Annotated in this window: 21 protein-coding genes; 12 read left to right on the forward strand and 9 right to left on the reverse strand. The window is 38.1% G+C overall.

Going from position 1 to position 22,122, the window contains the following annotated elements; genetic code table 11:
* Window positions 1-314: 314 nt before the first annotated feature.
* The gene (locus CZ487_RS04990; protein ID WP_077211048.1) at window positions 315-1,148 is read right to left on the reverse strand and encodes an aldo/keto reductase; all 834 of its coding nucleotides are present in this window, start codon (window positions 1,146-1,148) and stop codon (window positions 315-317) included.
* Window positions 1,149-1,289: 141 nt separating this feature from the next.
* Between CZ487_RS04990 and CZ487_RS04995 the strand changes: the two genes are divergently transcribed.
* Window positions 1,290-1,529: a LysM peptidoglycan-binding domain-containing protein gene (locus CZ487_RS04995; protein WP_084783128.1), complete on the forward strand. Its 240-nt coding sequence runs from the start codon at window positions 1,290-1,292 to the stop codon at window positions 1,527-1,529.
* A gap of 37 nt (window positions 1,530-1,566) precedes the next feature.
* Here the strand turns inward: CZ487_RS04995 and CZ487_RS05000 are convergent, their stop codons facing one another.
* Window positions 1,567-2,226 (reverse strand): spore coat protein, encoded by a 660-nt coding sequence (locus tag CZ487_RS05000; RefSeq protein ID WP_084783129.1) that lies wholly within the window; start codon window positions 2,224-2,226, stop codon window positions 1,567-1,569.
* Window positions 2,227-2,351: 125 nt separating this feature from the next.
* Window positions 2,352-2,981: a DNA-3-methyladenine glycosylase gene (locus CZ487_RS05005; RefSeq protein ID WP_237562839.1), complete on the reverse strand. Its 630-nt coding sequence runs from the start codon at window positions 2,979-2,981 to the stop codon at window positions 2,352-2,354.
* Between the two features lie 71 nt (window positions 2,982-3,052).
* Between CZ487_RS05005 and proC the strand changes: the two genes are divergently transcribed.
* Entirely contained in the window at window positions 3,053-3,853 is an 801-nt protein-coding gene (proC, locus tag CZ487_RS05010; protein WP_077211050.1) for a pyrroline-5-carboxylate reductase, read from the forward strand.
* A 294-nt stretch (window positions 3,854-4,147) separates the two neighbouring features.
* Window positions 4,148-5,092 carry an alpha/beta hydrolase gene (locus CZ487_RS05015; protein ID WP_077211051.1) on the forward strand — a complete coding sequence of 315 codons (945 nt, stop codon included), beginning with the start codon at window positions 4,148-4,150 and terminating at the stop codon, window positions 5,090-5,092.
* 66 nt (window positions 5,093-5,158) lie between these two features.
* Here the strand turns inward: CZ487_RS05015 and CZ487_RS05020 are convergent, their stop codons facing one another.
* From CZ487_RS05020 to CZ487_RS05030, 3 genes are all read right to left on the reverse strand, one after another.
* Window positions 5,159-5,734 (reverse strand): YitT family protein, encoded by a 576-nt coding sequence (locus tag CZ487_RS05020; protein ID WP_077211052.1) that lies wholly within the window; start codon window positions 5,732-5,734, stop codon window positions 5,159-5,161.
* Between the two features lie 114 nt (window positions 5,735-5,848).
* A complete protein-coding gene (locus CZ487_RS05025; RefSeq protein WP_077211053.1) occupies window positions 5,849-7,150 on the reverse strand; it encodes an NCS2 family permease in 1,302 nt (433 codons plus the stop codon).
* Window positions 7,151-7,398: 248 nt separating this feature from the next.
* Complete coding sequence (locus tag CZ487_RS05030; RefSeq protein ID WP_237562803.1) at window positions 7,399-8,283, reverse strand: RluA family pseudouridine synthase; 885 nt, start codon at window positions 8,281-8,283, stop codon at window positions 7,399-7,401.
* A gap of 118 nt (window positions 8,284-8,401) precedes the next feature.
* Here CZ487_RS05030 and CZ487_RS05035 point away from each other — a divergent pair, with 118 nt between their 5' ends.
* Window positions 8,402-8,800 (forward strand): YhcU family protein, encoded by a 399-nt coding sequence (locus CZ487_RS05035; protein ID WP_077211055.1) that lies wholly within the window; start codon window positions 8,402-8,404, stop codon window positions 8,798-8,800.
* A gap of 114 nt (window positions 8,801-8,914) precedes the next feature.
* Here the strand turns inward: CZ487_RS05035 and CZ487_RS05040 are convergent, their stop codons facing one another.
* Together CZ487_RS05040 and CZ487_RS05045 are read right to left on the reverse strand one after the other, a co-directional pair.
* The gene (locus CZ487_RS05040; protein WP_077211056.1) at window positions 8,915-9,385 is read right to left on the reverse strand and encodes a thioredoxin family protein; all 471 of its coding nucleotides are present in this window, start codon (window positions 9,383-9,385) and stop codon (window positions 8,915-8,917) included.
* A gap of 4 nt (window positions 9,386-9,389) precedes the next feature.
* Entirely contained in the window at window positions 9,390-9,818 is a 429-nt protein-coding gene (locus tag CZ487_RS05045; RefSeq protein ID WP_077211863.1) for a disulfide oxidoreductase, read from the reverse strand.
* A 395-nt stretch (window positions 9,819-10,213) separates the two neighbouring features.
* Here CZ487_RS05045 and CZ487_RS05050 point away from each other — a divergent pair, with 395 nt between their 5' ends.
* The gene (locus tag CZ487_RS05050) at window positions 10,214-11,947 is read left to right on the forward strand and encodes a phospho-sugar mutase (protein ID WP_077211057.1); all 1,734 of its coding nucleotides are present in this window, start codon (window positions 10,214-10,216) and stop codon (window positions 11,945-11,947) included.
* 79 nt (window positions 11,948-12,026) lie between these two features.
* On the opposite strand, the gene CZ487_RS05055 is transcribed toward CZ487_RS05050, so the two are convergent.
* Window positions 12,027-12,275, reverse strand: coding sequence for a YhdB family protein (locus CZ487_RS05055; RefSeq protein ID WP_077211058.1), 249 nt, complete (start codon window positions 12,273-12,275; stop codon window positions 12,027-12,029).
* 283 nt (window positions 12,276-12,558) lie between these two features.
* Here CZ487_RS05055 and CZ487_RS05060 point away from each other — a divergent pair, with 283 nt between their 5' ends.
* From CZ487_RS05060 to CZ487_RS05090, 7 genes are all read left to right on the forward strand, one after another.
* Entirely contained in the window at window positions 12,559-13,974 is a 1,416-nt protein-coding gene (locus tag CZ487_RS05060) for a SpoVR family protein (protein WP_077211059.1), read from the forward strand.
* A gap of 347 nt (window positions 13,975-14,321) precedes the next feature.
* A complete protein-coding gene (locus CZ487_RS05065; RefSeq protein ID WP_077211060.1) occupies window positions 14,322-16,361 on the forward strand; it encodes a sigma 54-interacting transcriptional regulator in 2,040 nt (679 codons plus the stop codon).
* 4 nt (window positions 16,362-16,365) lie between these two features.
* Window positions 16,366-17,781: a CoA-binding protein gene (locus tag CZ487_RS05070; protein WP_077211061.1), complete on the forward strand. Its 1,416-nt coding sequence runs from the start codon at window positions 16,366-16,368 to the stop codon at window positions 17,779-17,781.
* Window positions 17,759-18,445, forward strand: a complete 687-nt coding sequence (locus CZ487_RS05075) for a CoA transferase subunit A (protein WP_077211062.1) — start codon at window positions 17,759-17,761, stop codon at window positions 18,443-18,445. Before CZ487_RS05070 ends, CZ487_RS05075 begins: the two co-directional genes overlap by 23 nt.
* Window positions 18,432-19,076, forward strand: coding sequence for a 3-oxoacid CoA-transferase subunit B (locus tag CZ487_RS05080; RefSeq protein WP_077211063.1), 645 nt, complete (start codon window positions 18,432-18,434; stop codon window positions 19,074-19,076). Before CZ487_RS05075 ends, CZ487_RS05080 begins: the two co-directional genes overlap by 14 nt.
* A gap of 17 nt (window positions 19,077-19,093) precedes the next feature.
* On the forward strand, window positions 19,094-20,092 hold the full coding sequence (locus CZ487_RS05085; RefSeq protein WP_077211064.1) for a TAXI family TRAP transporter solute-binding subunit: 999 nt from the start codon (window positions 19,094-19,096) through the stop codon (window positions 20,090-20,092).
* 54 nt (window positions 20,093-20,146) lie between these two features.
* Complete coding sequence (locus tag CZ487_RS05090; RefSeq protein ID WP_077211065.1) at window positions 20,147-22,114, forward strand: TRAP transporter permease; 1,968 nt, start codon at window positions 20,147-20,149, stop codon at window positions 22,112-22,114.
* Window positions 22,115-22,122: the final 8 nt, after the last annotated feature.

Raw genomic sequence — 22,122 nt, forward strand, 5'->3', positions numbered from 1 at the left:
ATCATCTCATATTTTTTGAGGTGATTTTTTTTGTTTCTAAATTAAAATAATTATAAATTAGTATTGAATATTAAAAAGAAATATATATAATATATATAAGAACTATTTACACATTTGAAATCAACTTACCTGAAAAGTTTTATTTATAAAGGGAGATGAAAATATTGATAAAAAAAATATGTCCCAGCTGTCACAAAGAAATGATTCAGTTAAAGCATTCGGCAAGATGTGAATGTGGAGGTAAAATATTAACCAGACCTAAAAAGAACTAGTGGAATAGAAAAACTTGGCATCGCGCCAAGTTTTTTGTTCTTCTAAGGTTGATCATACTTCTCAGGGTTCGTACCTATACGTTCATCTTTGTTAAGTTCGTTTATTTGCTGAATTTCGTCTTCTGTTAATTTAAAGTCAAAGACATTCGCATTTTCGATAATTCGGTGTTCTTTGATTGATTTTGGTATGGTCACCACTTCATTTTGCAAATCCCAGCGAATAATAACCTGTGCAGGAGTTTTATTGTACTTTTTGCCAATTTCAATCAGTGTTGGTTCGTCTAGCAGTACCCCTCTTTTCAATGGAGACCATGCCTCAAGCTGGATTCCTTCCTGCTTACAGAAATCATGTATTTCCTTCTGTGTTAAGTGAGGATGGTATTCAATTTGATTCACCATTGGTTTAATGTCAGCTTCACTTAATAAATCCTTCAAATGGTGCAAATGAAAGTTGCTGACTCCGATTGCGCGAATTTTGCCTTCATTATAAAGCTTTTCTAGAGCTCTCCATGTGTCCTTGTATTTACCTGCAACGGGCCAGTGAATTAAATAAAGATCCAAATAATCTACTTGGAGTTTTTTTATACTAGTTTCAAAAGCTTGAAGGGTTGTATCGTATCCTTGGTCATCATTCCAAACTTTTGATGTAAGAAACAACTCCTCTCGAGGAATACCAGATTCCTTGATTGCCTGGCCGACGCCTTCTTCATTTTGATAGATAGCTGCAGTATCAATGTGAATATAGCCATGTTTTAAGGCCGCCATAACAGCATTAATGACTTCAGAACCTTCGTTTACTTTAAAAACACCAAGGCCGATCCAAGGCATTTTCACACCATTATGTAATGTAGTTGTATCTTTAAGACTGCTCGGCATTACGATTCCTCCTTTTAACTTCCTTTTATATTTTCTCATAAACGCATCCATCTATTAACAATTTTTTCTGTACTCTGCATTTTCTTATTATATTCGTTTAGAGACAGTTTTGAAGGGTATGTATTGTAATAGAGCAGGGCAATGAAAAACATCGTGAAGAAAGAGGTGTGGGTTATGGATCACTTCTCGATAAAATTCATACTCTATAAAATAAAAAATGGCGATACCATTTGTTGTATTGCAAAAAAATTTGGCATAACCATTGAGATGATTTTAGAAGCCAATAAAAATAAGAGTCCCAGACAATTAACGGTTGGAGATACACTAAGAGTTCCAATAATTGTATTTGTTGAAGTATTACATAGAGAAAGAAGCTGGTGAATATATTTAGGGATCCTCAAAAGAGGATCCCTATTTTTTATTGAAGCATATTGCCTTGGCTGTTCATATTAGGCGCGCTAGTTGTAGGTGCATATGCATTAAGCATATTTTGAGCATCTTGATCCTTTAATTGAGCCACTTGATAATATCCTTTTTTGTTTTGATATAAGAATAACTCGTATGCCATTTCAAGGTGATTTGGAATGCTGTCTGCAAGAACACGACGAAGAACGGGGTTGGCCATTTCAGCTGCTGCCGTTGTCATAGCACTTGCATTGGATTTTGCACTGGCCATCATTAGACTTGAAATACATTTGTCCCCAAGCTGAGATATATTTTGGTTTGGTTTACTTGGTTGAGACGGAGAAGTCCCTAATGTATAGTCATTGGATTGATTCATTTGGTAGCTTGAAGTAGGGTGTGCCGGATCTTGACCTGTTTTAAAAGATTGAACTGTAATATTATATTGATCTGTAATAAATTGTTTTTGGCGATTGAGTATATCCATTAACTCAGGATCTTTAATATGTTGTTCGAACATGAGATATTGGTTTAATGTACCAATTAAACATGACATAACCTCATGAGCGTCAAAAAGTTCATGACCTCCACGGTTCATTTGAGTGGGCATATTATTTGTCGGCTGCATATTTGTCATGGGCTGTTGTTGATTATTGTTAAAAGGTTGCTGCTGCATCACTCTACCTCCAGAAAATGAAATATTGTATGCCTCAAGAGGTCATACAAGAGTAGTATGCTTCAATTGTAGAAGTGAGAATACCTTTAAAAATTTGTTAATACTGAAATTGAATAAACTCAAATTCAATTCTTTGGATATCTGGAAACGAATGGGTTATTTGTAATCCAGAATCTCCACGGATAGTTTTTGGCTTCCCCGGAATTTTCAATGCCGATTCTTTTCCCGCTGGAAATTTGCTTAGGTTTAAAACCCTCTCCGATCATAAGTGGTGGAGAAAGGAAGGTTCTTCCATAGTCATTCATATTAATCCCAATGGCTTTTGTTAATTTTCCAGGACCATTTGTCAAATTCTTTATAACTTCTGTTTTTCTGCGCTTCTTCATCAAGTCTATCCCGTTAAAGGGCTGTAGTGCTCTAATCAAAACGGCTTCAGGTTTCCCGCTCTCTCCACTAACGATATTTACCAGGCAATGGGTGTGCATGGAATAGGTATAACAAAATCCCGCGTCGTGGAACATTACTTCAGTTCTTTTTGTTCTTCGGTTCTGGTAGCTGTGTGCTGCTTGATCACCCGGGCCAATATATGCTTCAGTTTCAACGATATAGCCTGATGCAACTCCTTCTGCCGTTTCTTTTATTAATAAACAGCCTAGTAAGCTTTGTGCAAGTTGGATTGATGGCTGCTGATAGAAAGCTTCCGCGTGTAAGGATACTTGTATTACGTTACTTTCATCAGTGTATAATGGGAAGATGTTCAACTCATATCCCCCTGACTTTATTTTTTCATATTCTTATTATGAACGTATTGGAGGAATGTCAGTAAATGATTAAGAAGCTCGGTTTTATCGGCTGTGGAAAAATGGCTCAAGCTATGATTGAAGGGATCTTGTCCTCAAATCTTTTACAGCCTGAAAAAATAAAGATTAGTGCCAAGACAAAGGAAACTGTGGAAAAGGTAAACATGAAATACTCCGTACTTACTACAAATAACAATAAGGATGTCGCAGCATGGGCAGATTTTCTATTTCTAGCTGTAAAACCGGATCAACATGCTGAAATTATTAGGGAAATAAAGGAAAGCATATCAGATGACACGGTCATTATTACAATCGCTGCTGGAATTACCTTATCGGCGCTTGAGAAAGATTTTGAAAGGAAAATCAAGGCAGTCCGTTCTATGCCAAACACTCCATCGTTAGTAGGAGAAGGGATGAGTGTTCTTAGTGGAAATTCTTACATTACTTCAGAAGAAATGAGTGAAGTTAAGGCTATTTTCGAATCGTTTGGAAAAATGGAATTGCTGCCTGAGGCATTAATGGACACCGTACCTGCTATCAGCGGTTCATCACCGGCCTATGTGTATTTGTTTATCGAAGCTTTAGCGGATGGTGGAGTCAAAGCCGGATTGCCAAGGGATTTAGCTTACCGGCTTGGTGCTCAAGCGGTACTCGGTGCAGCTAAAATGGTCTTAGAGACCGGGATTCATCCTGGAGCGTTAAAGGATCAGGTTTGTACACCAGGCGGGGCTACCATTGAAGCAGTAGCAGCACTTGAGCAGCAAGGGTTTCGCGGGGCTATATTACAAGCAATGGAAAGATGCCATGAGAAGACCAAAACTTTATAACTGAGGAAGGAAGAAATCCAATAATAGAAATTTTTTATTGGATTTCTAAAATTTTTACTTTAAGTTTAAATATTGGAAAAGCAAATATCACAAATGGTGACCTGAACGAACTTATGAAGGAAGAACATTTTGACTATTTTATTTTGTTCGTTACACAATTAATGAAAAACTTTGAAGATTATCTAAAACAAGACGGTTTTTCAAAAAGTAATCACAAATGAGCCTGCTAGTGACAGAAAAAAAAGAGTTATATCCACAATTATCATCCCAGATGGGAAGAAGGAGGGTTCTTAAATGATTGAGAACCAAATTTTGATTGAAAGTACTTATCCATTAAAAGGAACGATCACGATACCGGAGGGGAGGAAGGAAACTTTTCCAGCTGTTTTGATTATTAGCGGGACTGGTCAAGGAGATAGAGATGGTAATGTTAAGGGAATAGAGATCAATTTGTATAAAATGTTAAGCGATTTTATCACTTCGCTAGGGTTTATAACTTTACGTTATGACAAAAGAGGCACGCATGAAAGTGGAGGCAATTATTATGAAACAGGTGTATTTGACCTTATAGAAGATGCATTAGCAGCCGTTTGCTATTTAAAAGATCATCCTCGGGTAGATTCTGATCAAATTATTATACTTGGCCATAGTGAGGGAGCTTTGCTAGCCCCAGCTGTTCACCAAAAGGAAGCAGTAGCTGGATTAATTCTATTGGCAGGATTTTTTGGTCCATCCAGTGAAATGTTGACGATGCAAAATGAACTGCTGCGAAAAGAAATTAGAAATACCAAAGGATTTAAAGGGTTGTTCTTTAAACTTTTAAAAGTTGCCGATAAAATAGAAAAACAGCAGGCGTCACTGACTCAGAAAATTATGGAATCAACTGAACCAGTTTTGAAGTATAAGGGTACAAAAATTAACGCCAAATGGTTCCGAGAACAACAGAGCTATAATGTTGGTGACTATTTAAGAGAGGTTACTGTACCAGTAATCGCCATTACAGGTGATAAGGATGTCCAGGTGCCGCCTGAAGATGTAAATAAAGTAGGCGAAATGGTTTCAGGTAAAGTGGAATATCATATTGTTCCTAATATGAATCATCTATTAAGAAAGTATGAAACTAACCACACAATGTTAGGGCTCATGAAGGAATATAAAACTCTTGTTGGTCAGCCTACTCATCCTTATTTGGAAGAACTTTTACGAAAGTGGCTGGAGAGAAATTTTTTATCTGAGTAGGCGTCACTTTGGAACATTCATAATAACCTTAACGGTGTGATTTTTAAAGCTCTGATTTTGTTCCACTCATACTCTTTCTGTTTTACGAATAACCGTTAAGTACGTCATGATGCCTACAAAAATTATTGTAATAAAAGAGTAGAGGAATTTCTCTAAACCGACCACCTTTAACCCCAAGAGAATGACAATACCATCAATCATAAATATTAATAAACCAACATTGATCGATACCATCTTTGAAAGTATTTGTGCAAGAAGATCGGTTCCACCGGTGCTTGTTTCATAGCGAAGCATAATGCCGATGCCGCAGCCAATAAGGATTCCGCCTATTATGGCACTAGGGAGTATGTTAAGTGTAAATTGATGTCTTAGGAACGAGAGGACATCAATAAGGAATGACGAAACAAGTAAGCCGTGAATGCTATAGTAAAAATAGCGTTTATTAAAAAACCAAGATAGTATATATAGGGGAATACTTAAGAAAATCATTGTGAGCCCTGTCGGAAAATGATAATAATAGTGAAATATTAAACTAATACCAATTAGACCGCCATCGAGCAAATGGTGCGGAACGATAAAACCATTAACTCCAATGCCAAGAACTGCACTTCCGATTATAATTGCTAATATCTTTTGTCCCACTCACATCACCCCAACTTGTCCCTTGCAATATGATATGAGAGTCCAAATTAAAATAGAAATAAAAAAGAGTGAAGTGATCACAGCGTAGCTAATGACCGTTCACTCTTTCTCCGTTTAATGTGGCAAGAAGACTAGCTGATAAAAGAAAAGTACTGCAAATAGATAAACCAACGGATGAACTTCACGCCATTTTCCTTTCGCAACCTTCATCAAAGGGTAGGAAATAAAGCCAATCGCGATACCTGTAGCAATAGAAGAGGTCAGCGGCATACTTAAAATAATTAAGAATGCAGGAAATGCTTCATCCAATTCATTCCATTTGATTGCAGAAATGGACCCCATCATTAAGCTTCCCACAATGATCAAGGCTGGGGCGGTAATCGCTGATAATCCAGAAACAGCACTTACTAGCGGCCCAAAAAATGCGGACAATAGAAACAATCCAGCAACGGTTACAGAAGTTAATCCTGTACGTCCTCCAGCTGCAACACCAGCTGATGATTCGATATAAGCAGAAGTAGGACTTGTACCGAATGCAGCTCCAGCAGTAGCTGCTATGGAATCTGACAGCAAGGCTTGTCTCGCCCGAGGCATGGTATTTCCTTTCATCAGACCTGCTTGTTGTGCAACCCCAATCATTGTCCCGGTAGTATCAAAAATCGTTACAAGCAGAAATGAAAATACGACAGCATAAAGCCCGTGGGTAATCACATCTCCAAGAGCTTCAACCGGGTTCCAGACAATGATCCCTTCTGGCAAGCCTGGCCATGCAACTAAGCCTTGTTCGAAGGAAAGCTGACCCGTAAAATACGCAACTAAGCCAGTGGCAATCATTCCGAAGAAAAGAGCGCCATGTACGCGGAAGGTCATCAACACTAACGTCACTGCAAGACCAAAAATCGTAAGATACGCAGATGGCTCTCGCAGGTCGCCAAGCGTAACAAGATTAGTGGGATGTGCCGTGATAATGCCTGTTAGACGAAGTCCAATAAAGGCAATAAAAAGACCAATTCCAGCAGTAATGCCCAATTTCAAGTTCTCTGGGATTGCTGTAATTAATTTTTCTCGGAAGGGTGTTAAAGACAAAATGATAAAGATAATTCCTGCAATAAAGACGGCTGAAAATGCTGTTACATAATCAATATTTCCATGTGTTCCTACTACAGAGTATGCAAAATACGCATTTAACCCCATACCCGGAGCAATCGCAATAGGGTAGTTGGCGAATAATCCCATCCATAATGTACCGATTATGGCAGCAATAATGGTTGCAGTAAACACCTGATCAAAGGGTACCCCTGCGTCTGCCAGAATAATCGGATTCACGACAACTATGTACACCATCGTTAGGAAAGTTGTAATTCCCGCTAATACTTCCGTTTTAACATTTGTTTGATTTTCTTTGAGTTTAAACATGAAAGACCTCCAAATACGAACAATAAAGCATATCAATAATATTCCTTATTAAGTTAAAATTCAAGATGTTATTTCGATATAGCACTTTACGGAAGGTCCATTGTCTTTAAAATTGAAAACAAGATATTTGTTTAGGACAAATTTCTACTTGGGAATAGATAATCAAGCAACAAAAATATCGGCTGTTTTGGCCGTTTATATAAATGGGGCGCCAACCTCCTGATGGCGCTCTTTTGCATGGTTGAGCTTTACCACGGATGCGGAGCTGAAATAGACAGCTTTTCGAGCGTAAATGGATGAACAAATTCCAGTTTCGCAGCATGTAGTGCTTGGCGATGATAGCTTGGTTTTCCTCCATATAATAGATCCCCAACCAAAGGGTGCCCAATATGGCTGAAGTGAACGCGTATTTGATGAGTACGGCCAGTATCAAGCTGGCATCTAACAATAGTGGTATTATTTTTTTTATTTGTCTCTGTTACTTCAAAGCGGGTTACTGCTTTTTGTCCATTAGGAGAGACCCTTCTTCTTGTAGGATGATGCCGATCACGTCCAATTGGAGCATCAATTTTTCCTTTTTTCTTTTGCATGATACCGTGGACAATGGCGGTATAGGTTCTTTTGATGTTTCTTTCTTGTAACATCCTATCTAAGATAGCTCCTGCAAAAGAATTTTTAGCAAATAAAATAACACCAGATGTATCACGATCTAAACGGTGGATGTGTTTAACAGGACAATGCTCTCCATTTGCCTGAAGATAGAAGGCAATTCCATTTGCAATCGTGTTAGTTTGTCCGGGTGAATTCGGATGGGTATCGATTCCAGGAGGTTTATTAACAACCAGCATTAACTCATCCTCAAAAAGGATATCTACGTCCATATAGGAAGGAGTGACCCCAAAGTCTTCTTCTTGAAAAAGCTTCAGTCTAATGCAGTCGCCTTTTGTAAGATTATGAGTCCAGAGGTCAGATTTACCATTAATCAGCATTTCTTTATTCATTCTAATAAAGTGAGTTTGTTTTTTGGGAGCTTTCCATACTTCTTGAAAAAGCTGTTCCGGGGTAAGTCCCTCCCAAACCGGGGGAATGGACATTACCAGCCACTCACCTTTTTTCTCAAAATTTATCATCATTAACTCCTTTAAAATATGCATTCTGGCGATAATTACCACCGTCTAAACCACATGAATTATGTTATTCTAGTCGTATATGAAAATTGGACTATACGGAATAGACAAAGGTGGGTTTTAAGTGAAGATTGTGTTTGCGTCTACACCAGACCAGGAAGAAATGATAGAGGACTTAGTACAAACATTTTACCAAGAAATATTCCCTCTGTACTTCTCTGATCAAGACATAAGTGATTTTAAAAGGCAGAAGGTATTACATACCACTACGAGACATTATGAGTATTTTGGTACACTAAAGGAAGCATATCAAGTTATTACCAGTTTGCAAACGTTAATATCCATTTTAGAATCGTCGAAGCCTGAACCTCATCATGAAGCTCTCTTCGAAAATAATGTGCAGACATTAAAGGATTTTGGTTTATGTTTCCCATTTAGCTATTGTCAATTTATTGACGGGAAAAACGATCAAAGTGAAGTGATCAGTGCATATACAAAAGCAGCAAATGAGCTTCTCGTATAAGGTACAAACTATTAACATGGAAGAAAATCCCTGTTGTTAACTCGTGATAAAGGTGACAGGCAGCTGTAATTTATTTTACAGCTGCCTGTCACCTTTATTTGTCACCTTTATTTATTATTTACTATTCTGATTGAACCATTCTTCAAATACTTCTTTCTCTTGAAAACCTGTAATTCTCTCGGTTTCTTTTCCGTCTTTATACTGAACAATAGTTGGTGTCTCGGTAATCCGATAGTCATCCCAGCCATCCTCAAATTCAAGGAGATTGAATTGAACAAGATCAATACCCATTTCTTCAGATAATGGCGCTACAATAGGGGTTGTCCGTACACAATGAGGACAAGTCGGACTGAAAAAATAAACGGTAACATCTTCATTGTTGTTAAGCTTTTCTTCTAATTCATCTGGAAGGATAATATTCTGGTAATGGGGATCATCCAATTGAGCAGCTGTCTCTGGATGAAGCGTATCCTTTTTATAGACATTGTCTTCGGAAACTTTCTCTTCATTTTGCATTTTTGTTAAAAATCCAACAGCAACAAATAAAGCAATGACGATTACTAGAAAAATGATCACTTTTTTCATGGTATTAAGCTACCTCCCTTGATTTCTTCCAAATTAACAGGCTGCAAATAAAAATGATGATAAAGGCGACGAGTGCAAGGAAAGGGATTGTAACAAACCCAAGCCAATCGATATATTGTCCTGTACAAGGAACGCGGCCACAGGCTGGAGCAGAGTCTGCTAGAAAGCTTATCTTTTGAATAGAGTAATGATAGATAGAAATTCCAGCGCCAACTACTGATAATACCATTGTATATAAAGCAATGCGATAATCCTTTAAAACAGTGGCTATCCCTAATAATATAACAAATGGGTACATGATAATTCTTTGATACCAGCATAATTCGCAAGGCTCAAACTGTCTAATTTCAGAAAAGTACAGACTTCCAAACATAGCAAGCACGGAAGCTGCCCATGCGAAAAAAATATAAGATTCTCGACGGTCCTTTTTCATATATACACCTGTTCTTTCATAGAGTGAAACTTCCATCAGTGGGGTTTTCTTCATCCCCACTGATGGTTAGTTGAACTAATCGGGCTTTTACGGGCAGTTGATCCCTCACCAATCTAATTTGTATAATCAAAACCTTGGGTAGGGGTCTTACTGCCCGTTAACCTGCGATAAGTTAGTCCTCATTATTTTATGCTGTGGTGGTTAATTTTTCAAACTAAAAGTGATATCATATCTTATTGTTACCTTTTTTGTAACTAAATTGGGAAAAAATATACATTTGCACGTCCTTAACATAATCTTTACATAAAAATACATAAAACAAAGCGTTTCTTTAAAGGGAAGCATGACTATGTTATCGAAATGTTTTTAAGTGGAAACGAATTGGAGGTTGTTGAATGAGCTGGAAGGTAAAAGCAGACAATTGGAAAACATTTGGAGGGTTAGATCAAGAGTTAAAATTACAGTTGCAAAATTATGATGAAAAGGAATTAGAAGAAGCGTTTTATAAGAACTTAGAGTTTGGGACAGGTGGAATGCGCGGCGAAATTGGAGCAGGAACTAATAGGATGAACATCTATACAGTTCGGAAAGCTTCAGCAGGCTTGGCAGCGTATATTGATTCCGTAAGTGAAGAAGCAAAAAAGCGCGGCGTAGTAATCGCATATGATTCGCGTCATAAATCCAAAGAATTTGCTATGGAGGCGGCAGCGACCCTAGCAACAAGAGGGATTCAAACCTATGTTTTTGATGAGCTTCGTCCAACACCAGAGCTCTCATTTGCTGTTCGCTATTTAAATGCATATGGTGGTATCGTCATCACAGCGAGTCATAACCCACCTGAATATAATGGCTACAAGGTTTATGGTCCAGATGGCGGCCAGCTTCCACCAAATAGCGCAGATGTTGTGATTTCCAAAGTGAATGAAATAGAAAATGAACTTCAAATAGATGTATTGAATGTTAACGAATTAAAGGAAAAAAACTTAATCAAGATAATTGGAGAAAAAGTTGATCAAGCCTATACTGAAAAGCTCGTATCGATTTCAGAGAATCAAGAAATTGCGAAGAATTCAGATGTCAGCATTGTGTTTACTCCGTTGCATGGGACTGCAAATAAACCGGTAAGAAGAGCATTAGAGGCTCTACAGTACAAAAATGTGCATGTGGTCAAAGAACAGGAGCTTCCAGATCCGCAATTTTCTACAGTGAAAAGCCCAAATCCAGAGGAACATGCTGCTTTCGAGCTCGCTATCCAAAAAGGGGAAGAAGTCGGAGCAGATATATTAATTGCTGCGGATCCAGATGCAGATCGACTCGGAATTGCGGTTAAAGACTCTGACGGAGAATATGTGGTTTTAACTGGAAATCAAACAGGTGCATTATTGCTAGAATACATATTGTCCAACAAGAAGCAAAAAGGAACTCTGCCGCAGAATGGGGTCATGCTAAAAACAATCGTAACTTCTGAACTTGGAGCTGAGGTAGCATCTTCCTTTGGCGTCAAAACGGTTAATGTCTTGACAGGATTTAAATTTATCGCTGAAAAAATTAAAGAATATGAAGCAACAGGTGAGCATCAATTTTTATTTGGTTATGAAGAAAGTTACGGGTATTTAATTGGAGATTTTGCACGTGATAAGGATGCTGTTCAAGCAGCTCTATTAGCTGCAGAGCTTTGTGCCTATTACAAGCAAAAAGGAATGTCCTTGTATCAAGCTTTGCTTGGGATTTATGAAAAATATGGCTACTACCAAGAAGGCCTCCGGTCGATGACTCTTAAGGGGAAATCAGGAGCTGAATTGATTCAAGAAACGTTGTCATCCTTCCGAAAAGATCATATTAAGCAATTAGATAGCATGAAAGTTGTGATGGTGGAGGATTATTTAACAAGTGTTCGTCATGTAACAGATAAGTCCGATGAAGAAATTCATTTACCAAAATCGAATGTACTTAAATATACCTTTGATGATGGTACGTGGGTCTGCTTAAGGCCATCTGGTACAGAGCCAAAAATTAAATTCTATTTTGGTGTAAAAGGAAAAAGCCTTGAGGAAAGCAAATTGAAGCTTGCTGCTGTTGAGAACAGCTTTATGAAGATTGTTGATGAAAGAATGAACCAGGCTAACTGAACAAAATAAATTGTAAGACACGGTCATATATTTTAGACCGTGTCTTTTTTTGGTGGAATTCGTTTTTAGTTCTGATGGGTCAGGTTAAGGTCGTATCCAGCAGTTCCTCATTAGTCGAAAGATCGTTTGCATGGTCGATGTATCTTAGTAAAGAATATAAATGTTTCTCAATAACACTGTAATCTTTCTCAAAATTATATGCGTGTAAAAAATGTTCGATTTTTTTGGATAAAAAATGGTCTTTTGTTCTGACCATTAGGATCAACAAGTTGTCCCATTGGGAACGATGCGTGTAATACAATGCTCGATCATAATCGATTTGATTCATCCTAGTCTCTCCTCCTTTTTAAGGAGTTGAATATAGTGTATGGAGGAAAGACAGAAAATCACTAAGAAAATGTTGGACACATTGATCTTAAGGGATTTTCATCATTTACCTGAATAACCATTAATGAATTAGCACTAAATAAGATAAATGACTAACATCGAATTAACAGGTTTGTATATTTTTTTAGAAGAAAGAAACTTTTCTCTATGTAATTTACTTGAAAATCATCATTTTTGATTCTTCCTCATAGATTAGATATAAGACTAGAAGGGGGAGGAGTCGGATGAGAGCAGAGGAAAGAAAAGCCTTGGAATATGCCATTGAGGAAATTACGGAAATCGCAACTGGTTTTGGGTTGGATTTCTATCCAATGAGATATGAAATTTGTCCAGCTGACATTATTTATACATTTGGAGCATATGGGATGCCGACGCGATTTTCTCATTGGAGCTTCGGTAAACAGTTTCATAAAATGAAATTACATTATGATTTAGGGCTTTCGAAAATTTATGAGCTGGTTATTAATTCAAATCCATGCTACGCATTTTTACTTGATTCAAATTCCTTAATACAGAACAAATTAATTGTTGCACATGTGCTGGCACACTGTGACTTTTTCAAGAATAATGTCCGTTTTCAAAATACGAAGCGAGACATGGTTGAAAGTATGGCGGCAACAGCAGAAAGAATTCGGCAGTATGAAATTCAATACGGAAAAAGAGAAGTTGAAACCTTTTTGGATGCTGTTTTAGCAATCGAGGAACATATCGATCCGTCCTTAATGCGTCCTAAGCTTAGCTGGACAATGGATGATGTTGAATATGAAGAAGAGGGAGATGTAAAGCAAAGTCCATATGATGATCTTTGGAATTTAGACAAGAAGGATGATAAGAATTCCAAGCCTAAAAAGAAGATTAAGAAATTTCCACCGCAGCCTGAAAAGGATATTTTGCTGTTCATTGAAAGTTACAGCAGAGAATTAACTGATTGGCAAAGAGATATTCTAACAATGATGAGGGAAGAAATGCTTTATTTCTGGCCTCAGTTAGAGACGAAAATTATGAACGAGGGCTGGGCATCGTACTGGCATCAAAGGATACTGCGAGAAATGGATTTAACTTCTGCTGAGGCGCTAGAATTTGCAAAGTTAAATGCAGGGGTCGTGCAGCCATCTCGAACGGGTATTAATCCATATTATTTAGGTTTAAAAATTCTAGAGGATATCGAGGAACGTTATAATAATCCAACAGAGGAGATGAAAAGAAGAGGAGTTCAACCGAACTCAGGCCGCGAAAAGATTTTCGAGGTCCGTGAAGTCGAATCAGATATTTCCTTTATTCGCAATTATTTAACAAAGGATCTGGTTATGCGTGAGGATATGTATTTATTCCAAAAGCAAGGCAGAGATTATAAAATAGTAGATAAAGCATGGGAAGAGGTACGGGATCAACTGGTCAGCATGAGAGTAAATGGAGGATTCCCTTATTTAACTGTTACCGACGGTGATTATCTCAAAAATGGGGAATTATATATTAAGCATGGGTTTGAAGGAATTGAATTGGATATAAAATATCTAGAAAAGGTTATGCCTTATATTCACCAACTTTGGGGCAGGGGAGTTCATATCGAAACAGTAATTGAAGATCGAAACTTATTATTCACATATGACGGAAAAGGAATTCACAGGAAATATTTATAATATTAGGAATGCTCTCAAATTTGAGGGCTTTTTTTATTTTTTTAGTATAAACAGCCTGGGTGTTGCAAAAAAGCAACAATAATCATGTGGGAGAAAAATTGATAAAGCCTTATCTAATGGGGTTTTCAGAGAAACTGACATGATTCTACTTTATTCGATAACCTCCTAAAGATGATAGTTATGCAAAAATGCAACACTCGTTGCGTTGTTGCAACATTTTGAATGTAAATTTATAATAATAATTATTAAGAAATGTTAGAAATATTGCTATTTTGTCACTATTTTTTACTTTGGCACACTTCTTGCATTATAAAAAAACGAGTGTATCACTCAAAAGGAGTAAGGGAATGTTTGTAAAAGATGCAATGACTCGAACTTCTATTAAATACTTCGAAAACGATTATATTAACGAAATTGCAAAACAGGTTCTAAAGGATAATGTGAAAGGTGGACTGGTATACAACATTAAGGATGAGCTATCAGGCTACTTTACAGAGCACAGCTTGTTAGACGGACTGGTTCAAGAGAAAGTAATGCTGTCAGAGATTCTTAAAAAAGAAATTGTCTTTCTTGATGAACACCAGGAGTTAAGGAAGGTGAATTTCTCTGACCACGAGCTGATGCCAGTGCGCAACAAATACAAGCGGATAACTGGATTTTTAACAAAAGAGCAATATTTAAGCTCTTACTTAAAAGTTACCCAGGTAGAGCTAAGCCAAATGGATGCAATTTTCAATTCAGCTCACAATGGTATCCTTTCTATTGATAAAGATGGCACTATTACTTCGATAAACCCTGCAGCAGAGGAAATGGCATTAACAACGAAAGAAAAAGCTATAGGGAAATTTTTGACTGATGTCGTGACGAACGGGGGCTTGCTAAGAGTCGTTCGGACAGGAGAAGGGCATTCTGAGAAATATAAAGTAGGAAACAGGATTTACATTTCACACCGGACACCTATTTTTGATGGCGATAACCTAGCAGGAGCCGTTGGCGTATTCCAAGACATCTCTGAAATTAACTTTATGGCGGACGAGTTAGAAGCTGTCAAAGGGATCTTAAAAGAGCAGGAAACGATCCTTAATCATTCGAGCGATGGTATTTGTGTCACAGATGTAAATGCGAACATGATAAAGAGCAATCAAAGGTTTCAGGAAATGTTCTCAGAAGTGCAGGTGTCAAATCAATTACCAGCTGTGGTAAAGGATCTTGTTGTACTCGTTTCTGAAACTGGCGAGCAGCAGAATGTTATGGAAACGAATAAGTCAGATCGAAAACCATTAATTCTCTCAGCCATGCCGATCAAGAATAGTCACGAAAAGCTTGAGCGTATTGTGGTAAATGTAAAGGATGTAACTGAATTGGAAGCGCTTCGCTGTGAATTGAACCATACAAAACCGGATTCGGGTAATGTTCAACTGTCTGAAAACAGCAATCATTTTATTGCAAATTCAGCTGAAATGACTAAACTAATTGAAACAGTCAGCCAAGTTGCTAAAGTTGATGTGACTGTATTATTGAACGGTGAGTCAGGGGTCGGGAAAGAAGAAGTTGCTAAACTAATTCAACAATCAAGTCCTAGAAGCGAGAAACCTTTTATTAAGGTGAACTGTGGTGCGATACCGGAAAGTCTCATTGAATCAGAGTTATTTGGCTATGAAGGTGGAGCTTTTACCGGGGCATTAAAGGGTGGAAAAGCAGGGTTATTTGAACAAGCGAATAATGGTACTTTGTTCTTAGATGAAATTGGTGAGGTACCATTGCAACTTCAAGTAAAACTACTGCGTGTCTTACAAGAAATGGAGATTACCAGAGTAGGAGGAACTCGACCTATCAACATTGATGTTCGCATCATCGCTGCTACCAATCGAAATTTACAAGAACTAGTGATGGAGGGAACCTTTCGTGAGGATCTTTTCTACCGTCTTAATGTTATTCCAGTTTCAATACCGCCACTGAGAAAAAGAGTGGAAGATATCCCGCTTCTTATAGAGTCGTATTCAAAGATTTTCTCAGCTAAATATCAAAAGCATCTTCATTTTTCGAAAAGCGCTATCAAAGTTCTTGTCGAGTATAAATGGCCAGGAAACGTGAGGGAATTAGTAAATATCATGGAGAGAATTTACGTGACCTCAATAGGATCTGAAATACAAAAAGAGGATGTACTTAATATTCTAGGTAAAAAACTAGATTATCAAAGTAATAGCAATAAGGCCGTAGTAGTAAATGAAGTCCTGCCATTGAAAGCCGCAATAGACGAGTTAGAAAGGGAATTAATTTATAAAGCGTCATTAACTGAACGTTCCTATCGAGGAATAGCAAGGCTTTTAGAGGTGAATCCATCTACTATTGTGAGAAAGGTAAAAAAGTTAGGAGGGGATCTATAGAATAATGAATAAACTGCACTCTATTGTTTCCCCTAAGACAATTGCTATCGTCGGGGCCTCCGAAAAATTTCATAAAAACGCTGGAAGAGTAATGGTAAATCTCGAAAAATCGAATTATTCCGGTCATGTTTATTTAGTAAATCCTAACTATGATAATATTTCGGGGATTCCTTGTTACCATTCAATTCTGCACATTGAGGATGATTTAGATCTAGTTTGTGTCATCGTACCTGCTGATCAAATTCCGGGAATTTTACGAGATTGCGTTAAAAAAAGCGTTAAAAATGTAATCATTCTTAGTTCTGGATTCTCTGAATATGGTCCAGAAGGGGCCCGCAGGGAAGAAGAGCTTAGGGAAATTATAAAAGATACTGATATTACCATATATGGACCAAACACTCCTGGTTTTTATAAATTCGTCGAAAACTGGGGAATCTCTTTTTCTCCGCGCTTTGAACCTAGACAGTTTAGAAAAGGGTCGGTTGGTATCATCAGTCATGGAGGCAGTCTTGGAAGGGCTGTTCTTGATGCTAACCAAAGAGGACTGGGTTTTTCCTACTGGTTTTCACCAGGAAATGAGCTTGGTGTAAAAACAAATGACTGTTTTGAATTCCTAATAGATGAACCATCAACCGAAACGATTATTATTATTGCGGAATCTATCTCAGAAGAAGAACGATTTTTCCGGCTGCTGCATGAAGCTTATCTTAAGCAGAAACCTGTTATTTTCTTACCGATTGGAAATTTTGAAATTTCACGCAAGGCTGTTAAATACCATCTTGGCAGTATCAATGAGAATACAATCCCATGGGAAATTGTCAATCACCCAGGATTAATTAAGGTTGAAAGTTTGAATGAATTAGTTGCGGCAGCGTGGATGTTCGATACGTATGGATATGGCAAGGGTGGTCGTACAGCTATTTTTTCCTGGGCTGGCGCAGCGTCCATCTACTTGGCAGATTTATGTAGTAAATACGGGATATCACTGCCGCCGCTATCAGAAGAGTTATCTGAAACATTAAAGAAGATAACTGGTGTGGACAAGCACTTTATGAACCCACTCGATATAACGACGGTCGTATATGATGATTTGAAAAAACTAACAGCGAGTTTACTTGCTCTGTGTCATTCGGGAGAATATGACAATGTGATCATTCCGTTTCCCTTTCAAGTAGATTATGAGAATGAAGTTCTCTCTCTCCAGATAAGAGCATTAATGGAGGAAGAAAAGTGCATATTTATTCCCATCTTTATGTCACAAGGCTATCGTGGGGAAAACGCGATTGAAATATTGAAAGAAACAAAAAAACCCTATTTCTTTCATGAAAGTACAGCTATTAAGGCATTAGGTTCATATCTCGCATATACAAAAGTCAAAATAGGGGAGGAAGTAGAAAATGAAAAAGTTAGTAAGCGTTAAAGACGCCATACAATTGATCAATGATGGAGATACCCTGCTTGTTGGCGGGTTTGGCCTGTCAGGATCACCCTTAACGATCATTGATGAAATTGCTGCATCAGACAAAAAGGACTTAACCGTTGTCAGCAATAACTTAGGTGAAGAAGGAAGAGGTTTAGGCAAGCTTCTTGTTGCCGGTAATTTAAAAGGTGCAAAAGGATCTTATTTTACAACCAACCGGGATGCTGTAAAAGCTTGGTCTAAGGGTGAGCTTGAAATAGAACTCATTCCTCAAGGAACTTTAGCGGAAGCCATTCGCTGCGGTGGAGCTGGTATTGCAGGATTTTATACAAAAACTGCGGCGGGTACAAAGCTTGCTGAAGGGAAAGAAGAGAGAATCTTTGATGGAGAAGCATATATTCTCGAAAAAGCGATAAAAGGTGATGTAGCACTTATAAAAGCACTCAAGGCTGATACGCTAGGCAACCTAATCTATGATAAAACTGCTAGAAATTTCAACCCGGTTATGGCGACAGCAGCTAAAGTTGTTATTGCTGAAGTAGATGAAATTGTGGAAGCGGGTTCATTTGCACCAGAAGATGTTGTGACACCACATATATATGTTGATTATATCGTGATGAACAGATACATCAAGAAAGGAGGAAGATACGTTGAGTCAGTCTGAACGTATTAAAATTGCAAAACGAGTAGCTGAGGAATTGAAAGAAGGAGAAGCCGTAAATTTAGGTGTAGGGATTCCAACGATGATCCCTGATTATCTTGGAGATAAAAAAGTGTTTCTTCAATCAGAAAACGGTCTGTTGGGTATGGGTCCAACTCCTGCTGATGAGGACATTGATATGGATTTAATTAGTGCAAGTAAAAAGCCTGTAACTTATGAAATTGGAGCATCTCTTTTCGATAGCTCAGATTCTTTCAAGATGATACGCGGTGGTCATATCGACGTTGCTGTCCTAGGAGCATTGCAGGTTGATGAAACTGGTGAGGTTGCTAACTGGGCTGTCCCGGGAGAAACGATCCTTGGAGTAGGCGGTGCCATGGACTTGGTTGCAGGAGCAAAAAGGATGATCATTGCTTCTACACATGTATCAAAGGATGGCAGTCCGAAATTGGTGAGTAAGCTTACATTCCCAAGCAGCGGCAAGCGGAAAGCGGACATGATTGTAACGGAACATGCTGTTTTCAAATTTAGAGAAGGAAAAATGTATCTTGTAGAAATTCTTTCAGATATTTCAATCGATCAATTGAAAGAAATAACAGAAGCAAACTTCGAAATACTTGAGAAAGTTAAATGAAAAAGGGGGATTTTAAAATGAAGAAGATTTTAGTAGTAGTAATGTCAGTATTTTTGCTCATGTTAGCAGCATGTTCATCATCAGAAGAAGCAGGAAACACAGGTGGAGATTCAGGCGCAGCTCCAGATGGACCACCAAGAGATATGGCATTTGGTTCAGCAACAGTTGGCGGATTCTGGTACACATTATCAGGTGCAATGAGTGAAAAGATGAAAAACGTTTACCCAGATTCTTCAGTAACAATTGTTGAAGGTGGATCAGTTTCGAACCTTTTAGGATTAGCTAATGGCACATTTGCTTTAGGTTTTAGTAATGGACAAACAGTACCGGAAGCATTAAATGGAATCAATGCATTTGAAGAACCAGTTACCAATGTAAGCACAGTGGCAACACTCTATCCGAATGTTATGCATATTGCTGTTCGTGCAGATTCAGATATTTATACTGTTGAAGATTTAAAAGGAAAGAAAGTAAGTCCTGGAATTAAAGGTTACAGCGGAGAGTTAGCGTTCATTGACATTCTAGAAGCTGTAGGCATGAGCTATGATGATCTTGGCGGAATTGAATATATCGGTACAGCAGACGCAGCAGATTTAATGCGTGATGGTCATATTGACGCAATCGCAGGTATGTTATCAGCACCAGTTTCTACCTACCAGGAGTTAGATACAACATTAGGAATTCGCTTAATACCATTAGATGAAGAAGTAATTACAAAGCTTCATGAGAAAAACGAAGGCTACTTAGAGTTCACAATTGAAGGCGGAACTTATGAAAATATTAAAGAAGATATCCCTACAGTAGCTGGATACTCTGTTCTACTAGTAAATGATGATTTAATGGACGAGGAAACTGTCTACCAGCTTACTAAAATGGTGGTTGAAGAAGCTGACACTTGGAAAACGATTTCTTCAGTTATGAATGACTTTAATGCAGAATACTCAGTTAAGAATAATGTTGGTAAGTTACATCCAGGTGCGGAGAGATACTATAAAGAAGTTGGGGCATTAGAATAAGGGACTAATCTTATCCTAACAAACTAAAACCATCCTAAAAAAGAAGGTGATTCTATGTCTAAGCATGTTCAACCAGAACTAGAAAATGAGAAAAAACAAATTGAATATGATGAGGATGGTAATGATGCTGGCAAGCTGCGTTCGTTAAAGGGCGCAGCTGGCATGATCATTTCAGCCGCAGCTATCATTATGTCGCTGTTTCACGTTTATACTGCTCTCTTTGGAGTATTTGAATCGATTTTACAGCGTTCAGCCCATTTATCCTTTGCGTTAATATTAACATTTGCACTTTACAAGCCTGCAAAAAAAGCTCTTAGTAAAGAGGGCATTCCATGGTATGACTGGATTTTCATTCTGCTTTCAGCTGGAGCCTATTCTTATTTTGTTTTCAATGCGCAGGAAATTGCTTCACGCATGAGCTATATTGAGAAGCTGACTCCATTTGAAATTGGAATCGGAATTGTAGCCGGTATCCTCTTAATTGAGGCGACACGACGTGTAATAGGTAACACTTTGGTTATTATTATTGGAATTTGTATCGTATATGGTGTATGGGGACATCTTCTTACTGGAACATTGTCTCACCGAGAATTTACTCTTATGTGGATTGTCGATCATCTCTTTTATACAACAACAGGGATTTTCAGTACTCCTTTAGGAGTTTCATCCACTTTTATTTTCCTATTTATTTTGTTTGGAAAATTTCTAGAGGTTTCCGGTGCTGGTCAATTCTTCATTGATTTATCAGTAGCTGGCATGGGGAAATATCGTGGTGGTCCTGCCAAAACAGCAATTGTTGCAAGTTCGATTTTAGGAACAATCTCTGGAAGTGCAGTTGCCAACACAGTAACAACAGGTGCCTTCACAATTCCTCTTATGAAAAAGACAGGTTATAAAGGACACTTTGCTGCAGCAGTAGAAGCGGTTTCATCTACTGGTGGGCAGATCATGCCTCCGATTATGGGTGCTTCTGCGTTCATCATTGCCTCTTATTTAGGGGTTCCGTATATGGATATTGCCATCGCTGCTATTATTCCAGCACTTCTTTATTATCTATGTCTATTCTTCCAAGTAGATTTACGCGCACAGCGTAATGGCTTGGTAGGGTTAAAGAAATCTGAGCTTCCAAATTTTTGGAAGGTATTTTCAAAAGGATTCCTATTCTTTATTCCGCTTGTTGTTATTGTTGTGATGCTTGTTGGGGGATCTTCTCCAATGAGAGCTGGATTATTCTCGATTGCTGTAATTGTCCTGATCGCAGCGTTGAAAAGTGCAACAAGATTATCGATTCCAAAAATTGCGAAGGCATTGGACTTGGGTGCAAGAGCTTCTGTTGAAACAGCAGTAGCTTGTGCAGCATCTGGTTTTATTATCGGAATTATCGGTTTAACGGGCATTGGATTGAAATTTAGCAGTATCATCATTGAACTATCAGGCGGGATTTTAATAATAACGCTTATCTTCACCATGATCACAAGTATTATCCTAGGGATGGGACTGCCAACTGTTGCAGCATATATCGTTCAAGTTCCACTTACCATTCCTGCTTTAATTGAACTTGGTGTGTCACCGCTTGCAGCTCATATGTTTGTATTCTATTTTGCTGCTTTATCTGCTATTACACCACCGGTTGCACTTGCAGCATTTGCTGGAGCAGGTCTTGCCGGTTCAGATCCGATGAAAACAGGGCTTACAGCTGTCCGTCTAGGATTAGCGGCATTCATTGTACCGTATATGTTCGTTTATGGAGAAACATTGCTATTAGTAGGTAGTACGCCGGATATTATACTGTCAGTAATCACATCAATCATTGGAATTATCGGGCTTGCTTGGGCAGCAGAAGGCTGGTTAATACGACATGCATATTGGTATGAAAGAGTCGTTTTAGCTGCGGGAGCAATTCTCATGGTTATTCCAGGAATTACAACAGATGTAATTGGCATTGTTTTACTTGCACTAGGTTTTGTATTCCAAAAGTTTATTAGAAAAGACGTTAAGACAAATCAGACAATCGCAAGCTAAGGGGGAGA

Source organism: Robertmurraya dakarensis, assembly GCF_900156875.1.
Taxonomy (GTDB): domain Bacteria; phylum Bacillota; class Bacilli; order Bacillales; family Cytobacillaceae; genus Robertmurraya; species Robertmurraya dakarensis.